Below are 20,630 nucleotides of genomic sequence, written 5' to 3'. Positions count from 1 at the left end.
CGCTGCCGATATCTCGACGGCGGGCAAGGTCAATTCAACGGGAGGCACAGGATGGCACAGGCACCGCGGTGCAGACAGCGAGGGATGACGGCGGGGGATTTTCTCGTCGCGCTCGGGTACGTTGTGGCCATTCTGCTCTCGGTCATGTATCGCGTCGGCGGCCGCATAGCGGATTTCGTGCTCTCCACGCGTTTGCAGCGTGCGATGTTCGTGACGGTTGCCCGGTGGCATTCCTGGTTCGTGGTGGGCGGTACGGTTCTGGCCGTGCAGATTGCGAAATACACATATCCGCGCAGCGGGCTCGTGACGGTCTGCCTGCTGCTGCAGTTAATTCCCATCAACAGCCTGTTTTTCCGCCTGAAGCGAAAGGCTTCGGTGCTCCTGTCCTCGTGCTTCGGTCGGAACCTGCGAGTCCATCTGCCGGCGACCGCGATACGGCCGCGCGATGCGGTGTCGCTGCGGGAACAGATGGTAGACGTACTTCGTATCGCGCACACGACCCACGCCCGGTCCGTGCGGCTCGAGTCGCCATTGCTGGCCGCGGACTCGACGTCCCGCCTGCTGAGCAGTCTCCTCAAGCACGCAGCGCACGGGCTCGAACTCGATGTGACGATTTCGGTCGGTGGGCCACGGGAAATGTCCCGGTTGGAACAGGCTCTGATTTCAGGGCATTTGCATCGGTACGAATCGCTGCGCGATGGCCGCATGCCGACCGGGCGCAACGGCCGGTTGATGACTCGGGCGGTATGCGTGCAGCTGAAGAAACAGCCCCGATAGCTCGGGGCTGATGAGGGGTGTTGCTGTTTGCCTTGGGAGTTAGCCAGCCGAGCTAGAAAGCGGTTCCTCGGCATCCAGCGCTGCGTTCCAGAGCGCCATCATTCGGGCAGCGTCTGCGCGTGACTTCGGACTGTCAGGCCCCATGGCCGCGATGACGAGACCGCTGCGGTCCTCGGCTTCGAGGGCCACCCAGGGCGACTCATCCACAGTTGCCGACTTCATTTTCCGTGTTGTGGCCATCACACGCTTGCGCGTGAACTGGGTCGGGTCGACCTCCATTTCTGAGGGTTAAGCGATGAATCGCAACGGGACGAGGCTAATGGCCACCGTAGAACCTGAAGGAATTTGAGCGCGGCCATCTGCCCCGTACTCGACAGACGTAACGGCGCGTTGCGACAGAATTCCAATGGCTTCGCCCCTCTCATTGAAGACCGGGCCGCCACTCGCACCTGGATGCATTGCGTTATCGATATACATGACATCGCATTCCAAGGTTCCACGACCAGCAACTTCCACGACAATTCGTCTAAGATTTCCGATATACCCCTGCTTGATGAGCGGGCCAGTCATATCCGCCATATATCCCTTATCCATGGCGGACTTGAACGCATCGGCCCCTTGCATCTCTGGAGACAACAGTCGATCAACGTCGAAAGGAAGCCGCAGTTCTTCCGAATACCCGGCCAGAAAAACACGTTGACCAAGTCTCGGCGGCTCAAGCACCGCAAGAATATGTTGAACGTCAGCAGGAAGCGGCACCTTCGGGTTGAGTACCGCTAAGTCCAGTTGGACAGGGCGGAGAAATCCCGGGACCTGTATCTCCATGCAGCACATGACGACAGCATATTCAGCGACGGGCAATCCCGGAAACTTACAAAATATCTTCAGCGAGGGGTCCGTGTGGTCGCTCGTTCGAATCGGAAATCGCCCCGTGACAACATGCGCCGCCGTGAGAACCTGTCCATTTGAAGTGAATGCGAATCCTGAGCCTTCACTGATTTTTTCATCGTCCAGGAAGACCGTCACATAGCAGCAGGCCGGTGAGATTCGACTGTAGAGTTCTTCAAGCATGTGTTATGAATGTGGTATGAAATGTGAGAAGTGGGCTTCGGGGAGCATCACTGCGACGCTGTTCGCAGAACAAACATCAAGGCCTTTGGCGATGCGCAGACGACGCTCCAGCGCTCAGAGGAGCCTTGGTTCCCCGACGACGAACTCGACCCACATCCCGGCAAGAGTGCGGCGAACGGCGTATCGCCAACCCTAGCTCGTCTGGCCGATTCGCCGGCCGCTTTTACCGCTGAGTGCAGGTATTGTAATGATGTATGCAGAAGCAATCCGTCCTGTTCGCAACCGGCTGAGGAAATTCTCCTACGTCAGCGTGCTAAGCGAACTCTCCCGATTCATCAAAACCGAGTCCACAGCGAACGATGGGAGGGTGCATGCCCCATGGCTTGCCGAGCGCATCGCCGTTTGGGTGCTGCGCGATGAACCCCGAATGTACAGTTTTCGGGCAATTTCGCAGCAGGAATTGCGACGATGCATCGACAGTGCTTGGAAGGTATCAACCTCCGGCCACGGTCCGTCGAGCCTGGTTGGATTCCGATAATATCGACGCGAGACTCACTGTCTGATTGGCTACAAAATCCCGCCGCAGGTCACTTGAGCGCCGTGACTTTTGGTCATGCACAAGAAATGGCCACCTGCGTCGTGCGGCAGCTTATTCATGCAGCTGCCGCGCGAGCACTCAAGCTTGGTTTGGTCATTCGAACGTTTGTCGTCATGCATTTATACCTGGACTGACATCACACGAATGTGTTCAGAATGATTGCGGCCGGACAGCCTCAGACCTTCTCAGCACTGAAGCGGGGCACACATTGTAGCAAGGCATGTTACGGCTAACATAGATGTCGTTTTGCGCAGTTCGGCACGGGGGCAGACAATGAAGCTCGACCGCTTTGCAAAGATTCGCGACCATCGCATCTTCAAAGACTTCATGTGGCCGAGAGGTCTTGATGACTTTGGTCGATTCAACCTCATTTATGGGTGGAACGGTTCAGGGAAGACCACGCTTTCGGGCCTGTTCAAGTCGGCCCAAGATTTGAAGGACATCGTCGAAGGCGATGTCGATTTTGTTTTCGATGGAGTCCACGTTTCAGGCAAGAAGCTCAGTATTGCCGCCTTACCCTCGGTCCGTGTATTCAGTTGCGAGACGGTGGCGCGAAGCGTCTTTGAGAGCAGCAGCGGAGGGCTCGGTCAGCTACCCCCGGTTTATGTTTTCGGCGAGGAGAGCGCGGAGAAGCAGCGCCAATTGGACACACTCAAACTGGAGTTGCCGAAGCTTGCCGAGAGCGCGACGAAAGCCTCGGACAACGAGACGAAGGCTCAGAAGGAGTTAAACGATTACGCGACGAACACTGCGCGCACGATTAAGAACCTACTAGTTGCCCAGGGCAGCGGCTTCAACAACTACAATGCTGCTGACTTCAGGGAAAGGATGTCGCTCTTCGCTCAGGCCCCGAAGTCCGCATTGTCAGACAAGGACCGTGAGCGATTGCTCACGCTGAAAGACGCCCAACCCTTACCTATGGTGGAGCTGAAAGCAGTAAACATACCCGACGCGATGCTGCTCCGGAACGAGGTCCGGGATGCCTTGGCCAAGACTGTCATATCGAGCGTAATCGAGGAACTTGCGGCAAATCCCACAGTTGGCTCTTGGGTTCGCGACGGGTTGGCAATTCACACGCACGGCGAAGACGCCAAAGCATGCAGGTTTTGTGACCAGCCGCTGTCCGCAAACAGGCTGCGTCGACTCGAGGCTCACTTCAACGACGAGTTTAGACGATTCACCCAAGACCTTCACGGCCTAGCTGAGCGCATCGAGATTGCTGCTAAGCAACTTGAACGGACCAATCTTCCTGACAGCAAGGACTTGTATTCAGAACTCCGTGATAACTTTGAATCGGAACGAAGAACCTATGAGGTGAATCTCAACAATCTTCGCCACGGGCTACTAGCACTCGCCAACGCTGTGAAACAAAAACAAGCGCGCGTTTTTGAGGCGTTGGACCTAGAAGGCTTTCTCCTGGGAGGCGATGGAATCCCGGCGGAAGACAAATCACTCTTGGAAACCTTCGTGCGTATTCTGAGTGCTGGAGCGTCAGCGCTCGGCGAGTTCGTAGGTAAGCAGACAATTGCTCGCATTGAACAGATTGTGGAAAGACACAATGCAAAGACTCGCTCCTTTACCGAACGGGTCAAATCTGCTCGTGAGAAATTGCACGACCACGAACTAGCAGTCGCGCTTCCTGAATGGCTCGACAAGCAGAAGCAGTTGGAATCTGCCACGAAGGCGCGCTCCTCAGCCGACGAAGTGAAGGCCACGTCAGAGACGAAAGTTCGCGTGCTAGAGGCAGATATCTTGAGGCATCAGGAGCCTGCTGACGAGTTGAATCGGGAGCTACGTGCTTACCTTGGCCATGATGAAATTCAAGTCGCCGTTGAGGACACCGGCTATCGACTGGTGCGACGTGGCGGGGCTGCGACAAATCTTAGCGAGGGCGAGCGGACTGCGATTGCATTTCTCTACTTTTTGAAGTCACTCGAGGACCGGTCGTTCGACCTCAAGCATGGCATCGTCGTGGTGGACGACCCTATCTCGAGCCTCGATTCAAACTCCGTCTATAGCGCGTTCGGCTTCATGAAGCGCAAGCTATGCGACGCGGGTCAACTGTTCGTTTTGACGCACAACTACACCTTCCTCCGACAGGTGCGGAACTGGTTCAAACATGCGAATCGTCATAAGGCGAAGCCTGCACGTTTTTACATGTTGCGAGCGTCATACGTTGGCGGACAGCGAAGTTCAGCTATCGAGGCTATGGACCCGTTTTTACGCGACTACGAGTCTGAGTATCACTATCTCTTCAAGCGAATCGTGGAAGCGAGCTCGCTTCCGGAAGGTGGGCCGCTTAAGACATACTACGAACTACCAAACTTGGCTAGGCGCTTACTGGAAACATTCCTGGTCTTCAAGATTCCCGATGAGGACACGTTGCATGCGAGGTTGGAGACGGTCGAGTTCGATGGTCCCAAGAAAACGCGCATTCTGCGGTTCCTTGATACACATTCTCACGCCGAGCAAATAGCTGAGGGCCATGATGATGCCTCTGCGCTCTCCGAGGCGCCAGAAGTTTTAAAGGATTTGCTCGAGCTCATCGAGAAATGTGACGGCGGCCATTTCGAAAGAATGAGGCAAGTCTTGTCGGGACAATGACGACGATGAACGAGCGCGTCAAAACTACTGCGATTCCTGCAGCCGGGTATTTCTACCAAACCATGTAGGGAGTAAACCTCTTGTGTGACTGGCTGGACTCCCCGACACGCTACCCTCATTCGACTTCATCGTCTGATGCAGATATCTCAGCAGGCCGCTCATGAGCCATTGCCGCGCGAGCCAAGTTATTGGCCAAGTCCGGTATTGCCTCCTTGCGTTCGCCGTATCGGCTCGTCAGGTAACCCATCAGGCAGACAGGCCGCTAACCGTGTGCAAACAAACAGACCTTCATTCTTTCGTAGGCGACGTTGCTTGTTACTTTCTTGTACGCCTTGCTGGTAAAGGCGTTCGACAGGTCAGTGGGCCCCGTAAGCGAAGCATTTCGAGCGTCCGTAAAGGAAACTATTCGAAATCAGCAAGGACGCGCACCGCCCCTCCCTACTCGACCGTCACCGATTTCGCCAGGTTCCTCGGCTTGTCGATATCCGCCCCCCTGATGCAAGCCGCGTGATACGCGAGCAGTTGCAACGGCACGACGTGCAGGATCGGCGACAACAGCCCGTAATAGTCCGGCATCCTCATCACCGAAATTCCGTCGCGGTTGTCGATCCGCGTGTCCGCGTCGGCGAAGACGTAGAGCTGCCCGCCGCGCGCGCGCACCTCCTGCATGTTCGACTTGAGCTTCTCGAGCAGCGCGTCGTTCGGCGCGATCGTCGCGACCGGCATCGTGTTCGTCACGAGCGCGAGCGGCCCATGCTTGAGCTCGCCCGCCGGATACGCTTCCGCGTGAATGTACGAAATCTCCTTCAGCTTCAGCGCGCCTTCGAGCGCGATCGGATAGTGCAGCCCGCGCCCGAGAAAAAGCGCGTTCTCGTGCCGGGCGAACTCGTCCGCCCAGCGCGCCACCTCCAACTCGAGCGCGAGCACGTCCTCCAGCGCGCCGGGCAGGCGGCGCAGTTGCTGCGTGTAGCGCGCGAGCTGCGCGTCGTCGACGCGGCCGCGCATTCGCCCGAGCGTGACCGCCAGGATGAAGAGCGCGACGAGCTGCGTCGTGAACGCCTTCGTCGACGCGACGCCGATCTCCGGGCCCGCCCGCGTCAGGAAGCGCAGCCCGGTCTGCCGCATCATCGCGCTCGTCGGGACGTTGCAGATCGCGAGCGTGTCGATGTGGCCGAGCGCCTGCGCGTACTTCAGCGCGGCGAGCGTGTCGGCCGTCTCGCCCGACTGCGACACGACGACGATCAGCGTATTCGGCATCGCGACCGCGTCGCTGTACCGGTACTCGCTCGCGATCTCGACCTGCGCGGGTAGCCGCGCGATCGTCTCGAGCCAGCGGCGCGCGGTCAGTCCCGCGTAGTGGCTCGTGCCGCACGCGAGAATCAGCACGTTGTCGATCTGCTCGAACGCGCGCCGCGCGTCATGGCCGAACACCGCCGGATCGAAGAGCCCCGCGTCGGGAATCGTCGCGGCCACCGCGTGCGGCTGCTCGAAAATCTCCTTCTGCATGAAGTGCCGATAATCGCCGAGCTCGACCGCGCCCTGCGTCGACGGCACGGTCTGCACCGTGCGCTCGACCGGCGCGCCGCTGCGATCGACGATCCGCACGCCGCCCGGCGTCAGCTCGACGATGTCGCCTTCGTCGAGAAAGATGAACTGATCGGTGATGCCGGCGAGCGCGAGCGCGTCCGACGCGAGAAAGCACTCGCCGTCCTTCAATCCGACGACGAGCGGCGAGCCCACGCGCGCGCCGATCAGCCGGTTCGGCTCGGTCTTGCTGAACACGGCGATCGCGTACGCGCCGCGCAATTGCGACGTCGCGTCGCGAACCGCGGACAGCAGGTCGCCGCGATACTTGCTGTGGATCAGATGCGCGACGACTTCGGTATCGGTCTGTCCGTCGAACTCGTAAAGCTGTTCGGACAGCTGCGTGCGCAGCGCTTCGTGATTCTCGATGATGCCGTTGTGCACGAGCGCGATGTGATCGCGCGAGAAGATCGGATGCGCGTTGCAGGTCGCGGGCGCACCGTGCGTCGCCCAGCGCGTGTGCGCGATGCCCGTGCTGCCGGTGAGGCCGGCCGTGCGCACGTGCGCTTCGAGATCGGCGACGCGCGACACGCTGCGTTCGCGTCGCGCCTCGCCGTCAACCAGGGTCGCGACGCCGCACGAGTCGTAGCCGCGATATTCGAGACGCCGTAAGCCTTCGATCAGAATCGGAACGATGTTCCGTTGCGCAACCGCGCCGACGATGCCACACATGACTCGTTACCTCCAGTGACTAGCGATGCCCGCGCGTCTTCTTCAACGCAGCACGGCGGCGGCCGACGCCGTCGTGAACCCGCAGCGCGCGGGCGCGACCGGATCGGCCATCTTGCTTTCGAATGCGAGATAGAGCGTCTCCTCGAGCACGTTCCAGTGCGGGCCGTGCCGGTAAGGACCGGAGCGCGCGTGCCAGCACGCGACGGTGTTCCAGTCGTTCATCTTGTACGCGACGAGCGCGATCAAGCCCCACGGAAAATCGGTGCCGGCGAGTTGCAGCCACGTCTTGCCGTAGCGGCGCATCCATTGCGCGTAGATCGTCGCGTTCGATTGATCGGGCACGCGGATGCCCGACAGGATCGGGAACACCTGCGCGACCTTCTCCGGGTAGAAGCTCGTGTCGCCGATTTGCTGCGTGCTCGCCCGGAAGCCCGACTGCGTGCCGCGCCAGAACACCTGCAGGATCGCCGCCGACAGCCGGTCGGCGCGCTGGCTCCACGGGCCCGCGTGCGTGTAGTCGGAGCGGCGGATGTAATACGCGGCGAGCGCCTGCAGCGCGCTGTGCACCTCGACGTTGTCCATCAACAGCGCGACGTGCAGCGTCGGCGAAATCTGGTAGACGCCCGTGCGTTTGTCGAGCAACGTATCGAGATGCGCGCTCGCCCGCGCGAGGCTGCGCTCCCAGTTCGCCGGCATCCCGTTCTGCGGCGCGAAGCGCGCGAGCAGTTCCATCCACGTCGCCATCATCGAATCGTCCGCATCCGCATCCGCGCATGCGGTGTATTGGCCGTCCTTCACGCAGAAGCGGTCGAAGCCGCCGTCCGCGCGTTGGCGCGGCAGCAGCCATGCAATCCATGCGCGCGCGGCCCGGTGCGCGTCGAGCTGCGCGTCGGCGGCGGCGAGAAGCGCCTTCGCCGCGAAGTACGGATCGATGCCGGCCCCGTTCAGGCGCACGGTGATCGCGCCGTCGGGCCGCTGGTAATAGCCGCTCAGTTGCAGCTCGGCGGCGTGCGCGCACAACGCGACGCCGCACATGGCAAGCAGTACGACGCGCGATGCGCGGCGTAGCAGAAGGCGAGCCGCCCCGCATGCGCGAGCGGCCGCGACGAGCGCGGGCCGGTTCATGATGTCGTGCGCTTGCGCGCGGTTGGGCTTCGAGGTCGCCGCCGCCGTGCGCGGCCGAAGCCGCGCGCGGCGACGCGTTTGCCGCGTCACTACATCTTCGCGCTCGTGAACGTGAGGCTCGTGCCGGCGCCGGCAATCACGAGCCAGTTCGTCGGATCGGAATAATCGACGCTCGCCGAGCCCTGCGTCACGACGGGCATCCCGTACTTCGCCTTCGGCAACAGCCACGTCATGTTCGCGAGGCTCGTCGGGTGGCTCGCGTGGAATGCCCAGCTCGCCCCCATGTCCGTCGCCGACCACGCCACGTTCAGCCTAGAGCGGTCGAAGTTCGTGATGTCGCTCATCGTGTACCACCTGAACTGGCCGAGCAGCTTCAACGCGTTCGCCTGCGTGAAGATCGACGTCAGCACGGTCGGGTAGAACGACGCGCCGTACGGGTGCGCATAGATCAGACGGCTCGTGCGGTTCGCGACCACGAAGTTGATGAGGTTCGTGTACCAGTTCGTGATGTCGGTCGTCGACACGCCGTACTGCTGGAATTCCTCGAACGTCGCGTACTTGCCGAACGGCATCACCGGATACGCCCACAGCCCCGGGTTCAACAATGCGCCGTTGCGATACGCGCGGGTCGGCTCGGAACCGGTGTGGCCCGTGAAGTAATAGCCGTTGAAGCCGTTCGCTTCGAGCCAGTTCACGGACCAGGTCGGCGTGTTGCCTTCAGGCGCCGCGTATTCGACGTCGGGCATCGCCGTCGCGGTCATCACGGCCTGATGGTTCATCACCAGATACTGCTGGAACGTGCTCTGGTCCGTCTCGCTCGCATACGCGCCCCAGTAGTCGTGAATCCAGCCGCCGTGGCTGCCCACGTGATGTCCTCTCGACAGGAAGTACCTGACGAGATTCAGCGCGGTCGAATTGTAGTCGAGGTTGATGCCGTCGCCGTCGCCGAACGTCGCTTCGTCGGGGCCGGCGGTGAACACGATCGAGAACGGGCCGTTCGCCCACACGCCGAGGTTCTTCAGAGTCTGCGCCGGCTGAATCTGGTCTTCCGCGCAGAAGTGCCAGTTGAACACGAGCCCGGCCCGCGCCCTCGGCAGATTCGACAGCGACGGCAGGCTCAACAGGCCCGTGCCGAAGTAATGCAGGAAGCCGTGGATCAGCATCCCGTCCGTCTGGCCGTCGAGGTACGCGAGCGGCAGGTTCACGAACAGCACGCCGCCGTTGCCGTACGTGTTGTAGCCCGATACGAGGCCAAAGCTCGGCGAGGTCAGGATCGTCGTGCCGGTGTACGTGCCTTGCGTGACGAAGCTCGGATACGTGAGGAAGCCGTACACGTAGCCCGAGATGCCTTCGAGCGTGTCGGTCAGCGTCCCCGCCGTCGTGAGCAGCGTGCTCGCGGTTCCGGTCAGCGTCGTGGACGTGCTCGTCGTCAGAGAGCTCGCGCTGTACGTGCCCGACTTCACCGGCTTGCCGGTGACGAACCCCGTCAGCTTCGGCGCGGTCGACGTGAACGTGCCCTTGCCGTCCTTCGGCAGCGTATAGCCGAACCATGCGCTGTGGTTGTAGCCCTGCAGACCGCCCGGGTTCGACGGGCTCGCGCTCAGGTACATCAGCGTGCCCGACGTGGCCGTGCCGGTCGTGGCCGCGCTTGTCGTGCCGGTGGCGGCCGACAGCAGCGCGCTCGTCGTCGTGGACGACGACGTCGTCGTCCACGCCATCGACTTGCCGGGCGGCACCTGAATCGTGCGCAGCCAGCTGCTCATGCCGGTCACGTTGCCGAGGCCGATCGTGTTGCCGAGCAGTTGGCTGTAGAGCACGTAATCGACGCCCACCATCGAGCTGAAGCGCGACTTCGGAACCGGATAGAAGCCCGCAGAATTCAGCACGCCGAAATCATAGACGAGCATCACCTTGCCGCCATTCAGCGCATAGTTCTGGATTGCGGTGACGAGCGTGTCGTCGGCAACCGTATGCACCTGGTCGGGTAGGATGAGCCCCGGATATTGCGACAGCGTCGCGCCCGCCTGCATGAACTGACTATCCGTGATCAGCTTGATCTGAAGCCCTTCTTCTTGCGCGCTGTCGAGCCACGCGGACACTCTCGGATCGGGCAGCGTGAGCGTGTCCGGAACCAGCAGCAGCAATTGATTGGTGACCGCGCGCGCAACGCCCGGCCCGAACGCAAGCGCGAGCGCGAACAACGCGAACACGACCCGCAGGAATTTGCCTGACTTCGCCAACATGGTTCGCTCCTCTCTTCAGGGAAGGGCGGCTCGCGACCGGCTGCGGCGCGTCAGACGCGCCGCCCGGCACACCGGCCCCGGCCTCGTGGATGTGATGGCCGTTTGTCACGCCGGCGCATTGCCCGGCGTCTTCCGACGACTGCGCCGCGCCCATTCGGCGCGGCACGGCAATCGGACCTACCCCCCGGTGAAAGCGAGCTCCGTGCCATTTGCTTCGGATGCCCGATCGATCAGGCTCTGCGGCCGATCGTGCGGCGCCCTCCCGACGAAATCTCGCGAAATCGTCTCAGCGCTGATACGGAAGCGGTTTCTCTCGTCGGCCGCTCACGGCGGCTCTCGCGTCAACGCGCCGTGCCAGCTCGCGCAATAGCTGTAGAGCGTGATGAGCAATCCGATCAGCAACGGCGCGCCGAGCACGAAATAGCAGAACGGCACGAACAGCAGCGAGCCGTGATAGATGACGACCGCGTGCAGCAGCAGCACGAACGGCAGCGCCGCCATGAAATAACCGAGTACGAGGAGCGACGCGAACGCCTTCTGCGCGAGGGAGAAATCGAGCGGGTAGTAGAGCGCCGCCATCACGAGCGGAATCAGCGCGATCGCCGCGACGTTCATCACGAACACGTCTCGCAGATGAAGCGATGCGTCGTACGGGAACGTATCCGCCACCGCGCCTGCGGGCGAGGCGGCGGCAGCGGGCGGCCCGTACATCGTCCAGAAATACAGGCAGATCATCAGCTGCGCGAACGTCGCGATCCTCAGCAGGTACGCAACCGGCAGCCATCTCGCCCGACGAACGAACGTGGCCGAGAATCCCGCCGCGCAGGCCGCCGCGGTCGCGAACAGCAGCGCGCCGCTCGGCATCCGAGCGGCGAGATTGATCGACAGCAGCGGCACGCGCAGCGCGTGCGCCGGATAGCCGAGCACGACCGCGTCCAGCGACGGATCGATCTGTCGCGCACCCCAGCCGACCACCGCGCACCAGTACCGCCACGCGTACGGCAGCGCGAACCATAGCAGCGCGTACAGCGCGGGCGTGAGTAGCGCGGCCGATGCGAGCCAGCGCCGCGGATGCGCGTGCGTGCGCAGCGAACGATCATCGGGCGACGGGATGGGATCGGTATCCATGCGCCCGCCCGTCACCACCGATAGAACATCCCGACCTCCCCGCCGATCCGCGAGTAGTACGGGTTGTGGTAGTAGTCGAACTCGACTTGCGTGCCCCACTTGCGCGTGAACCAGTAGCGCCACTTCAGCGACACCTCGTGGCTGCGGAAATCGGTGATCTGCGCGTTGTTGCTGATCGCCTGATACGCCTCGCGGCCGAAGCTGCCGCGCAGCACGATCACGCTCTTGCCGACCTCGCCGTACGTGACCGCGCCGTAATACGCAGGCGCCTTCACGGAACCCGGGGAGTCGACCGTGTAGTTCCAGCCCGCCTCGAAGATCCACTTCGGCACCGCATACCAGATCGCGCCGAGGTGATAAAGCTGATCGCGGTGACCGTTGCGGTTCCACGCGTAGCCCGCGCCCGCCGACAACACGAGCGACCGGTTCGACAGCAGCTTGCGGTTGAGCGACAGGTCGACGCGCGCGCTCGGCAGAATCGTGCCGGACGTCGTGCCGGACAATCCGACGGCGCCGAACCAGTCCGGCCCCATGTCCTGTACGTACGTGATCGCGCCGAGCTGCGTGCTCTCGTGGAAGCGGTGCAGTTGCGCGAGCTCGCCGATGAACGTGCGGCCGCCCGCCTGATAGAGACCGCGCAGATGCACGCCGTACCAGTCGCCATAGCCGTTCGTCACGTGCGCCATCGAATACGCGAGCGACAGCTCCGTGTGCCGCTCCGCCGGCGCCTGGACGTGCGTGACGATCGCTTCCGGCAATGTCGGTTGGTTCTCCTGATCGGGCGTGACCTCGGCGAGCGGATAGCCGTCGGGCATGCCTTCCGAATCGACCTTCACGAGCGCCATGTCGTCGAACTCTCGCGGCACGATGACGAGCGGCGCAGCCGGCGGCGCCGAAAGGGGGGCGGACGCGGACGTCGCCGTGGACGCAGATGCGGATGCGGACGCGGACGCCGATGCGATCGCGTTCGGCGCGGACGACAAGCGCGACGCGGACGGCTCGGGCGACGCCGCGGTCGGCACGGCAACAGCAGCGGCAGCCGGCACGGCGACAGGCGCGGACGACGCGACGGAAACCGCAATAGGCGCGTCGGCGGCGGCCGCGACCGGCACGTCGCCGGAAGCCGGCGCCGCATGTGCGTTCGGCGCGCCGAGCGCGCACGCACACGCAAGCGCGAGGGCGGCGAGAGGAACGGGCGGGTCGCGCCGGCAACAAAGCGCATGCATGTCGATCTCCTTGTTACGACGCGTGATACCAGCCGCTGCGCCACGCGACGAGATCGCCGTGCACGCACGCATGGCCGACCACCGACACGTCGCGCGCGCACGCGCTGACCGGATGATCGGCCGCGCCGATGCGTGCGCCCGTCAGCCGCAACAGGCCGCCCGCGGACACGACGCCGTCGATGCAGCTCGCGTCGTCGAGCAGCACGTCGTCGCGAGCGAACACCGCGCCGTTCAACAGCGCATCGCATTCGAGCACGACGCTGTGCGCCTTCACGCTGCCGATCAGCACGCAGCCCTCGCCGAGCGTCAGCCGGCCCTCGACGATCAGCGTGCCGTGCAGGATCGTGTGCGACGGCATGCGCACGTCGCGATGCACCAGATAGCGGCCGTCCAGCACGCGGTGCGGAACGCCGGCCAGGCGGCTCGCGAGCGACAGCGCGCGATGCGGCGCCAGCGTGCCGTCGCGGCCGAGCGCGCGCGCGACGCGGCCGAACACGATCGGCGTGCCGTGCAGATTCGCGAAGCCGCCGCAGCCGTGCATGCGCACCGTCTGCCCGATCACCGCGCCGTGTACGAGCGTGTTGTCGATGTCGACGTTCGGCGCGTACGCGAACCCGCCGAGCGTCGCGCCCGCGCGCATCTCGATGCGCTCCTCGGCGAACGCGTATGCCGCTTGCGCGCCCGCGCCGAGCGAGATCATCCGGTCCGCATACAGCACGCCGTCGCGCCGGTCGCCGCGCGCGAGGCAGAGCGCGTCGACGTGCTCGACGCGCAGGCCGAGCGCCTGCCACGGTGCCGCTTCGCCCTGCGCGAGCGGCTCGCCGCGCGCGTTCGCGCGCAACGCGTCGAGCCACTGCTCGGCGCGACGCGGATAGTCGACGAACGGGCCGTCGCCGATCGGCAGCGCACTGACGTCGCTGCGCCTCACCAGCTCGTTCAAAAGCGGCAGAAACGGCAGGCTGAGCATTCCGGCCACCGGCATGATCACGTTGAAGGTCGTCATCGCTCATCGTCCCGATTTCAGCGGCCGGCGAAAGCGCTCGGTCTTGTCCCAACGCAGCTCGCGACGCAGCAGCACGTCGAGCGCGAGCCCCCATAGCGCGGCGATGACGGCCGCGATCGTCACGCAGAATCCGACGACGTTCACCGGCACGAGCCGCAGCCGCGTCGCGCGGCCGTCGAGGCGCGCGGCGACGACGATCTCGAAGAACACGCCGAAGTTGCCGAACGTGCCGAACGCGAACAGCGCGAACACCGAAACGAGCAGGCCGAGCGCGAGCGAATCGATGCCGTTCGTCAGATAGAGCGCGAGCGCGATGCCCCACGCGAGCGCGAGGAGCGCGGGCATCGTGAACACGCCGAGCAGCAGCGCGCCGTCGAGGCGGCAACGCCGCGACGTCACCGGGCTGCGCAGCAGCGGAATCAGGTAGCGGAACAGCGTCTGGTTGTGCCCCTTCGCCCAGCGGGTGAGCTGGCGCGCCCGCACGGGCCACCGCTCCGGCACTTCCTCGTAGCACTCCGCATGGTTCAGATAGACGGTGCGCCAGTCGCTCAGCAGCAGCCGGTACGTCATGTCGGTGTCTTCGGCGAGCGTGTCGTCGCGCCAGCCGCCGACCGCGTCGAGCGCGCTCTTGCGGATGCCGCCTACCGTGCCGCCGTATTGCGGCACGAGGCCGAGATTGTTGCGCGCCTGCTGGTTCACCTGATAGCCGCCCGCGCGCTCGAGATCGAGCAGCCGCGCGAGCAGGTTGCGATCCGCGTTCTGCGGCACGACGCGGCCCATCACCGCGCCCACTTCCGGATCGAAGAACGGCGCGACCAGTTCGCCGAGCAGGCCCGGGCGCGGCAGATAGTCGGCATCGAACACGACCATGATGTCGCCGCGGATCTCGCGCAGCGCGTCCTTCAGGGCCGCCGCCTTGCCGGGCTTGCCGCTCTCGCGGTGAAACGGCTTGATGAGATCGGGCGCGAGCGCCTGCACTTCGTCGATCAGCGCGCGCGTGTTGTCGGTCGAGCGGTCGTTGACGGGCACGATCGTCAGCCGGTCGCGCGGATAGGTCGTCGCGAGGAGCGCCATCAGGCAATCGACGACCACCGCTTCCTCGTTGTGCGCGGCCACGAACACCGTGATCTCCGGCCAGTCCGCACGCGTGATCGCGCGATACGGCGCGCTTTGCGGCTTGAACAGGCGATCGAGGCTGAATACGTAGTGGCGCGTCGCGTAGACGAAAGTCAGCAGCGCGAACGACCACAGATACGCCGCGCACAGGCCGATGACGATTCCCTTGCCGGAAGCGGCCAGCACACGGGCGACGGTCGTGCGGACGGCCGCGAAAAGCGGCGGCGCATCGAGCGGCGCGGATTCCGCGAGCGGGAATGCGATCGCTTCGGCGTGCGGCCGGCTCGGCTCGGCGAGCGCGCCGACCTGCTCGGCCACCTGCGTCGCGCGCACGAGCGGGATCGACGGGAGCAAAGCGGATGCCGGGCGCGACGCGGTGTCGCGCACGGCCAGCGAACATGCGAACACGATCAGCAGCAGCACGCATTCCACGCACAACGACATCGCCCGCCTGTTCTTCATGCTCATGTCCCCGTGCCCGTGTCGGCAGCGGCTTGCGCTCGCCCCCGCACGGACGTGCAAAAGGAAACCGGCGCTGCGCGCCGCGCGCGCGTCGCATGCGGCATGTCGCATGTCGCGCGTCGACGCCGCGCGGAACACGCGCCGCGCCGCCGGTTTCCGGCTTCGTCACATCGGCCGTTCCTTTGGTGTGTTGTCGTCGAATCGCGTCGGAACGGATCTGCGCTGGTTCAAAGCAAAGGGCGAGCCATCGCCCGGAAAAGTCCGCGCGACAAGGGTTTCGAGGCGAAGCGCGGGTTCGCGCGACGACGCGCGCGACGCGTTTTGATTCATCGGCGAATCAACGCCGGGGCCGCCGTCGCTCGCAAGACGGCGTGCGTCGCGCAACGCGCGATCGCATGCGCGCATACGCCGAGCGGCCGCGCCGCGCCCGCGCGCCATCGCAACGGGAACGCGCACGCAGTTCCGTCGTCGCGGCGCGCGCGGCATGCGAGCCCGCCGCAAACGATTGACTCCGGCGCGCGTACGCGGCATGTCTCTCGCGTCCGCGAAACCTGCGAAGCGGCCGCGTTTCAGAATCGAAACGTTTCGCGAAGGCGGCGCCGGCAGCCCGCCTTCGGCCGAGCGCGGCCGGGAAATCCCTGACGAACTCCGCCGCGCGGCATTCGTCGCGCGGTGTGCCCGAAAGCCGCGCGCGAGCGCGGAACCCAAGCGCCCAAAGGTTTTCGGCGAACGTCGTCATGGATGCGCGGCCGGCGTTGCGCGGCCGCATCCATGTGCCGCCGAGACGCCGCAAGCGGCGCCTGCATGCCGCGCCGGGCAAAGCGGTAATGCGCCGTAACAGCCGCGAGACGTTCCCGCGCGCCGGGCCCGCGGCCGGCGCCGTCCGCCTTGGCGGCGACGATGCTGGTTTAAATATTGCTCAAAGGACGAAACGGTGTGCCACATGCGGCGCACGCGGTCGTGCACCGCGACGCGGCGCCAATCCCGAGACCACGAGGAGCGATACATGACGTGACCGCCCAATCGCCACGGCCGAGCCAGCCGGTCGCGATGCGATTCGCACGACGAATCGTCGCGGACACGCTGCGCACGGACGTCGAAATACCGTCGCGCGACGCGCGGCGGACCGCGTCGCGCGTCCGATCGCGCGACGCCGTTCGCGCGCGCCGTTCGCTCGCACGTCGAGCTTCACGGCACGCGGCCGCCGCGCCGCGTGCCCGATCGACCGGAACAACCGTGAATCGGGGATGAAGATGAAGAAAATCCTGCTTGCGTTCGGCACTCGTCCCGAGGCCATCAAGATGGCGCCGCTCGTGCGTGCGCTGCAGGCGCGAGCCGACGTCGACGCACGCGTGTGCGTGACCGCGCAACATCGCCAGATGCTCGACCAGGTGCTCTCGCTGTTCGACATCGCGCCCGCGTACGATCTGAACGTGATGCGCCAAAGCCAGACGCTGACCGACGTGACGACAGGAATCCTTCAGACGATCGGCGCCGTGTTCGACGATTTCGATCCGGACGTCGTGCTCGTGCACGGCGACACGACGACGACGCTCGCGGTGAGCCTCGCCGCGTTCTACCGCTACTTGCCGATCGGCCACGTCGAAGCGGGGCTGCGCAGCGGCGACATCTGGTCGCCGTGGCCCGAGGAGCTGAACCGCCGCGTGACTGACGCGGTGTCGTCGTGGCACTTCGCGCCGACCGAGCGCGCGCAGCACAATCTGTTCAGCGAAGGCGTGCCGACGCAGGGCGTCGTGCTGACCGGCAACACGGTGATCGACGCATTGCAGGACGTGAAGCGCATGCTCGACGCCGACGCGCCGCTTTCCCGCGAAATCGCCGCGCAGTTTCCGTTCCTCGGCCGAGACGAGCGCGTCGTGCTGATCACCGGCCATCGGCGCGAGAGCTTCGGCGAGCCGTTCGCGCATTTCTGCGACGCGCTGCGCACGCTCGCGCTGCATTATCCGCACGTGCGCTTCATCTATCCGCTGCATCTGAATCCGAACGTGCAGAAGCCGGCGCACTCGCTGCTCGACGGGCTGCCGAACATCCATCTGATCGCGCCGCAGGAATATCTGTCGTTCGTATTCCTGATGTCGCGCGCGCATTTCATCATCACCGATTCGGGCGGCATCCAGGAAGAAGGGCCCGCGCTCGGCAAGCCGGTGCTCGTCACGCGCGACACGACCGAACGGCCGGAGGCGATCCAGGCGGGCACCGCGCGGCTCGTCGGCACGAACACCGAGCGGATCGTGGGCGAGGCGTCGCGGCTACTCGACGACGACGATGCGTACGACGAAATGTCGCGCGCGTCGAATCCGTACGGCGACGGCCACGCGAGCGAGCGGATCGTCCATGCGCTGCTGAACATGCCGTACGCGACCGACACGGCGCACTTCCCGCTCGCCGCGATCGAAGCGCCATGCAACGCGCTCGCGCTCGGCTTGCGCGCGCTGAGGTCGGCGTGAACGTGATCGTCTGGCGGCACGCGGGCCGCGACGTCTGCGCGAGCGCCCGGGCGGGCAACGTGTGCGCGTGCGCGCGCGGCTGCCATCCGGTGATCGGGCGGCGGCGTGTCACGTCGCTGCCGGCGCGGATCGGCGGAGGCTGCATCGGGTGCGGCGCGTGCGGCTGCGAACACGGGCCGCGCGCGACGCAGTGTCCGACGGGGCGGCGCTGTCGCCAGCGGTGACGCGGCGCTTGTGACGTGTGACGTGTGACGTGTGACGTGTGACGTGTGACGTGTGACGTGTGACGCGTGGTGCGCGGTGCGTGGTGCGTGGTGCGTGGTGCGTGGTGCGTGGTGCGTGGTGCGCCAGTAGCGTACCGCGTGCGAGGCACGCGCGCGGCATGACGCGCGATGCTCCGCAGGCAATGCGCGATGTGATGCGATTCACGCGCCGTTCGATGCAACCCGCCCATCCGCCGAACGCACGCCACTCCGCGATTCCGATGCTCGGAGCACGGCGTGACATCAACGCACGTACGCGATCGCACATGCCTATGCGATGTGCGATCACCCACCGCGCCGCGCGTCGAACGTCATGCCGAAAATTGAAGAATGCGAGAAACCGCGCGGACCGCCCCGTCGATGCGAAGGACGAGCGTCGAGCGCTGCATGAAGAAGAACGCGGATGAAAGCGCTCGCCCAAGAGGGCTTTGCTGCGCTGTTCATCCGCGTCCGATGTGCGTTGGTAGGCTCGATTGGATTCGAACCAACGACCCCCACCATGTCAAGGTGGTGCTCTAACCAACTGAGCTACGAGCCTGTGTGAGGCGCGAATTATAGAGAGCCTCGCACGCGCACACAAGCCCTTTTTGGAAAATTCTCGGATCGACTGCGTCGATGGGCCGCCCGTCCGAACCGATCGGCGCCGGATGCAACGGCGGAAGCGGCGGCGTCGGGCGCGATGAAGTGCAAGCGGCCGCCGTCCCACGTGCGCCGCGTCGCCGGACTTCCGCAGGGGTGAACGCTTGACGACCCGTGCAAATGCGGCGCGTTAGGTGACATATCCGAACGCGCCGACGTCTCGGCGATAAGCTTCGTCGCCGGCACTGGACGGATTCGCAGCGCCCGCCATTGCAGGCGGAAACGCAATCGCAAGCAAAGGATCGGCAAGCGCGGCGGTCGAAGAAAGAGGCCGCACGTTCACGATCGACAGCAAGCGGGACGTATTGCACGAATGCACACGAAGGCTTCGCAAGCCAATGCGTCTCAGCCAACCGAGGGCGACGGTCGGCGAAAGCCGGCGTCCCGTTCGCCGTTCGCCTTCCGCGTCGGCCAGGACGCGCCGCGGAACAAGACGCGACGACATCGAACGGCAACTTCTCAACCAGGCTGCAACAACGGTCGCCCGAGCGCGCATCGTCGCCGATGCACGCGGTTCGCGTCGGCCGGGCGAGGCCGGTCGAGGCCGGCGAGCGCGGCAACAGCAAGCACGGCGAGCACGGCGCTCGGGACACTCGCGAACGACCGCGACGTGCGCGTCGGCACACGGCCGGCCGCGCACGATCATGCGGCTCACCCTCGCGCCGCCGCGGCCAGCACCTGCGCGACGAGCGGATGATGCTGCCCGCGTTGCGAGCGGATCGCGTAGATCTCCTCGGTCACGCCGTCAGCGCGCCCGAGCCGCCTCAACCCGCGCAGCAGCGCGACGTCGCCCGCGCCCGGCTCGCTCAGCGGAAACACGCCCAGACCGCGCGCGGCGAACACGGCCATCAGCGCGCTGTCCTCGAATTCGCCGACGATCCGCGGCCGGATGCCGTGCGCGTCGAACCAGCGATCGAGCCGCATGCGCAGCACCGCGTGCCCGGTCGGCAACAGCACCGGCAGGTCCGCCAGGCACTGCGGAAAGCGGCCGCGCGCCGCCGATGCCATCGCGGTCGGCCCGTACCAGTCGACGGGCGACGCGACGATCCGCTCGCTCGCGAGCCGCAGGTTCGCGCGGCGCGGCGCGGGCTCGCCCGCGAGCACCAGATCGAGCCGGTGCAATGCGAGCTCAGCGAGCAGTTCCTCGTATTCGCCGTCATGGCAAAGCAGCCGCAGCGACGGCGCCGCGAGCGCGGGCTCGAGCGCCGCGTGCGCGGTGAGCTTCGAAATGCCGTCCGTCAGCCCGACCGCGAGCCGCGCGCCCTCCCCGCGCGCCGCTTCGCGCACCTCGTCCTCGATCAGTTGCCCGATCCGGAAGATCTCCTCGGCGCGCGCGAACGCGGCCTGCCCCGCGTCCGTCATCGCCACGCCCCGCCCCGACGGCTTCAACAGCTGATGCCCGATCGATCTTTCCAGCTCGCGCACCTGCGCGCTGATCGTCTGCACGGCCATGTCGAGCCGCCCGGCCGCGCGCGCGAAGCCGCCCTCCTTCACGACGACCCAGAAGTAGTACAGATGGCGAAAATTCAGCATCGCGCCCTCGCCCCCATCGTCATCGATACTTCGTAAAAACCGAATGATAGATCAGATTTCAACTGATTTTTTCGAAACATGAAAGCGCCGATCATCACGACTTCGACATTCGACGGAC

Annotated in this window: 13 protein-coding genes and 1 tRNA gene; 4 read left to right on the top strand and 10 right to left on the bottom strand. The window is 64.8% G+C overall.

Annotation, left to right across the window (positions count from 1 at the left end; translation table 11 throughout):
• Positions 1–51 precede the first annotated feature (51 nt).
• Positions 52–777 (top strand): hypothetical protein, encoded by a 726-nt coding sequence (locus WS78_RS32205; RefSeq protein ID WP_059576573.1) that lies wholly within the window; start codon positions 52–54, stop codon positions 775–777.
• Between the two features lie 288 nt (positions 778–1,065).
• Here WS78_RS32205 and WS78_RS32200 read toward each other — a convergent pair whose 3' ends face one another.
• Positions 1,066–1,848: a S1 family peptidase gene (locus tag WS78_RS32200; RefSeq protein WP_156437365.1), complete on the bottom strand. Its 783-nt coding sequence runs from the start codon at positions 1,846–1,848 to the stop codon at positions 1,066–1,068.
• An 871-nt stretch (positions 1,849–2,719) separates the two neighbouring features.
• On the opposite strand from WS78_RS32200, the gene WS78_RS32195 reads away from it, so the two are divergent.
• Positions 2,720–5,050 (top strand): AAA family ATPase, encoded by a 2,331-nt coding sequence (locus WS78_RS32195; RefSeq protein WP_059576584.1) that lies wholly within the window; start codon positions 2,720–2,722, stop codon positions 5,048–5,050.
• Between the two features lie 438 nt (positions 5,051–5,488).
• On the opposite strand, the gene glmS is transcribed toward WS78_RS32195, so the two are convergent.
• The 7 genes from glmS to WS78_RS32160 form a co-directional block, all read right to left on the bottom strand.
• Positions 5,489–7,306: a glutamine--fructose-6-phosphate transaminase (isomerizing) gene (gene glmS / locus WS78_RS32190; protein WP_059576587.1), complete on the bottom strand. Its 1,818-nt coding sequence runs from the start codon at positions 7,304–7,306 to the stop codon at positions 5,489–5,491.
• A 42-nt stretch (positions 7,307–7,348) separates the two neighbouring features.
• Positions 7,349–8,431: a hypothetical protein gene (locus WS78_RS32185; protein WP_038746335.1), complete on the bottom strand. Its 1,083-nt coding sequence runs from the start codon at positions 8,429–8,431 to the stop codon at positions 7,349–7,351.
• Positions 8,432–8,520: 89 nt separating this feature from the next.
• Positions 8,521–10,674: a polysaccharide deacetylase family protein gene (locus tag WS78_RS32180; protein WP_059576590.1), complete on the bottom strand. Its 2,154-nt coding sequence runs from the start codon at positions 10,672–10,674 to the stop codon at positions 8,521–8,523.
• A 324-nt stretch (positions 10,675–10,998) separates the two neighbouring features.
• Positions 10,999–11,802, bottom strand: a complete 804-nt coding sequence (locus WS78_RS32175) for a hypothetical protein (RefSeq protein ID WP_059576594.1) — start codon at positions 11,800–11,802, stop codon at positions 10,999–11,001.
• A gap of 11 nt (positions 11,803–11,813) precedes the next feature.
• Positions 11,814–13,028 carry a YaiO family outer membrane beta-barrel protein gene (locus WS78_RS32170; protein WP_059576599.1) on the bottom strand — a complete coding sequence of 405 codons (1,215 nt, stop codon included), beginning with the start codon at positions 13,026–13,028 and terminating at the stop codon, positions 11,814–11,816.
• Positions 13,029–13,041: 13 nt separating this feature from the next.
• A complete protein-coding gene (locus WS78_RS32165) occupies positions 13,042–14,031 on the bottom strand; it encodes a polymer-forming cytoskeletal protein (RefSeq protein ID WP_059576600.1) in 990 nt (329 codons plus the stop codon).
• Positions 14,032–14,034: 3 nt separating this feature from the next.
• Positions 14,035–15,609: a glycosyltransferase family 2 protein gene (locus tag WS78_RS32160; protein ID WP_038746332.1), complete on the bottom strand. Its 1,575-nt coding sequence runs from the start codon at positions 15,607–15,609 to the stop codon at positions 14,035–14,037.
• A gap of 109 nt (positions 15,610–15,718) precedes the next feature.
• On the opposite strand from WS78_RS32160, the gene WS78_RS32155 reads away from it, so the two are divergent.
• Both WS78_RS32155 and wecB read left to right on the top strand, forming a co-directional pair.
• A complete protein-coding gene (locus tag WS78_RS32155) occupies positions 15,719–15,934 on the top strand; it encodes a hypothetical protein (protein ID WP_059576603.1) in 216 nt (71 codons plus the stop codon).
• A gap of 928 nt (positions 15,935–16,862) precedes the next feature.
• The gene (wecB, locus tag WS78_RS32145) at positions 16,863–18,077 is read left to right on the top strand and encodes a non-hydrolyzing UDP-N-acetylglucosamine 2-epimerase (protein WP_038746329.1); all 1,215 of its coding nucleotides are present in this window, start codon (positions 16,863–16,865) and stop codon (positions 18,075–18,077) included.
• 724 nt (positions 18,078–18,801) lie between these two features.
• On the opposite strand, the gene WS78_RS32135 is transcribed toward wecB, so the two are convergent.
• Positions 18,802–18,878, bottom strand: a tRNA-Val gene (locus WS78_RS32135).
• Between the two features lie 752 nt (positions 18,879–19,630).
• The gene (locus WS78_RS32130) at positions 19,631–20,512 is read right to left on the bottom strand and encodes a LysR family transcriptional regulator (protein ID WP_038746152.1); all 882 of its coding nucleotides are present in this window, start codon (positions 20,510–20,512) and stop codon (positions 19,631–19,633) included.
• Between the last annotated feature and the right edge of the window lie 118 nt (positions 20,513–20,630).

The sequence above is a fragment of the Burkholderia savannae genome, assembly GCF_001524445.2.
GTDB lineage: Bacteria > Pseudomonadota > Gammaproteobacteria > Burkholderiales > Burkholderiaceae > Burkholderia > Burkholderia savannae.
Note: the sequence above shows the minus strand (reverse complement) of the source record. Positions and strands in the feature narration are given on the sequence as shown.

Excerpts from the sequence above, each read along its gene's own strand:
- WS78_RS32205 (WP_059576573.1), top strand. The coding sequence starts at position 52 with ATGGCACAGGCACCGCGGTGCAGACAGCGAGGGATGACGGCGGGGGAT.
- WS78_RS32200 (WP_156437365.1), bottom strand. The coding sequence starts at position 1,848 with ATGCTTGAAGAACTCTACAGTCGAATCTCACCGGCCTGCTGCTATGTG.
- WS78_RS32195 (WP_059576584.1), top strand. The coding sequence starts at position 2,720 with ATGAAGCTCGACCGCTTTGCAAAGATTCGCGACCATCGCATCTTCAAA.
- glmS (WP_059576587.1), bottom strand. The coding sequence starts at position 7,306 with ATGTGTGGCATCGTCGGCGCGGTTGCGCAACGGAACATCGTTCCGATT.
- WS78_RS32185 (WP_038746335.1), bottom strand. The coding sequence starts at position 8,431 with ATGAACCGGCCCGCGCTCGTCGCGGCCGCTCGCGCATGCGGGGCGGCT.
- WS78_RS32180 (WP_059576590.1), bottom strand. The coding sequence starts at position 10,674 with ATGTTGGCGAAGTCAGGCAAATTCCTGCGGGTCGTGTTCGCGTTGTTC.
- WS78_RS32175 (WP_059576594.1), bottom strand. The coding sequence starts at position 11,802 with ATGGATACCGATCCCATCCCGTCGCCCGATGATCGTTCGCTGCGCACG.
- WS78_RS32170 (WP_059576599.1), bottom strand. The coding sequence starts at position 13,028 with ATGCATGCGCTTTGTTGCCGGCGCGACCCGCCCGTTCCTCTCGCCGCC.
- WS78_RS32165 (WP_059576600.1), bottom strand. The coding sequence starts at position 14,031 with ATGACGACCTTCAACGTGATCATGCCGGTGGCCGGAATGCTCAGCCTG.
- WS78_RS32160 (WP_038746332.1), bottom strand. The coding sequence starts at position 15,609 with ATGAAGAACAGGCGGGCGATGTCGTTGTGCGTGGAATGCGTGCTGCTG.
- WS78_RS32155 (WP_059576603.1), top strand. The coding sequence starts at position 15,719 with ATGTCGCGCGTCGACGCCGCGCGGAACACGCGCCGCGCCGCCGGTTTC.
- wecB (WP_038746329.1), top strand. The coding sequence starts at position 16,863 with ATGAAGAAAATCCTGCTTGCGTTCGGCACTCGTCCCGAGGCCATCAAG.
- WS78_RS32130 (WP_038746152.1), bottom strand. The coding sequence starts at position 20,512 with ATGCTGAATTTTCGCCATCTGTACTACTTCTGGGTCGTCGTGAAGGAG.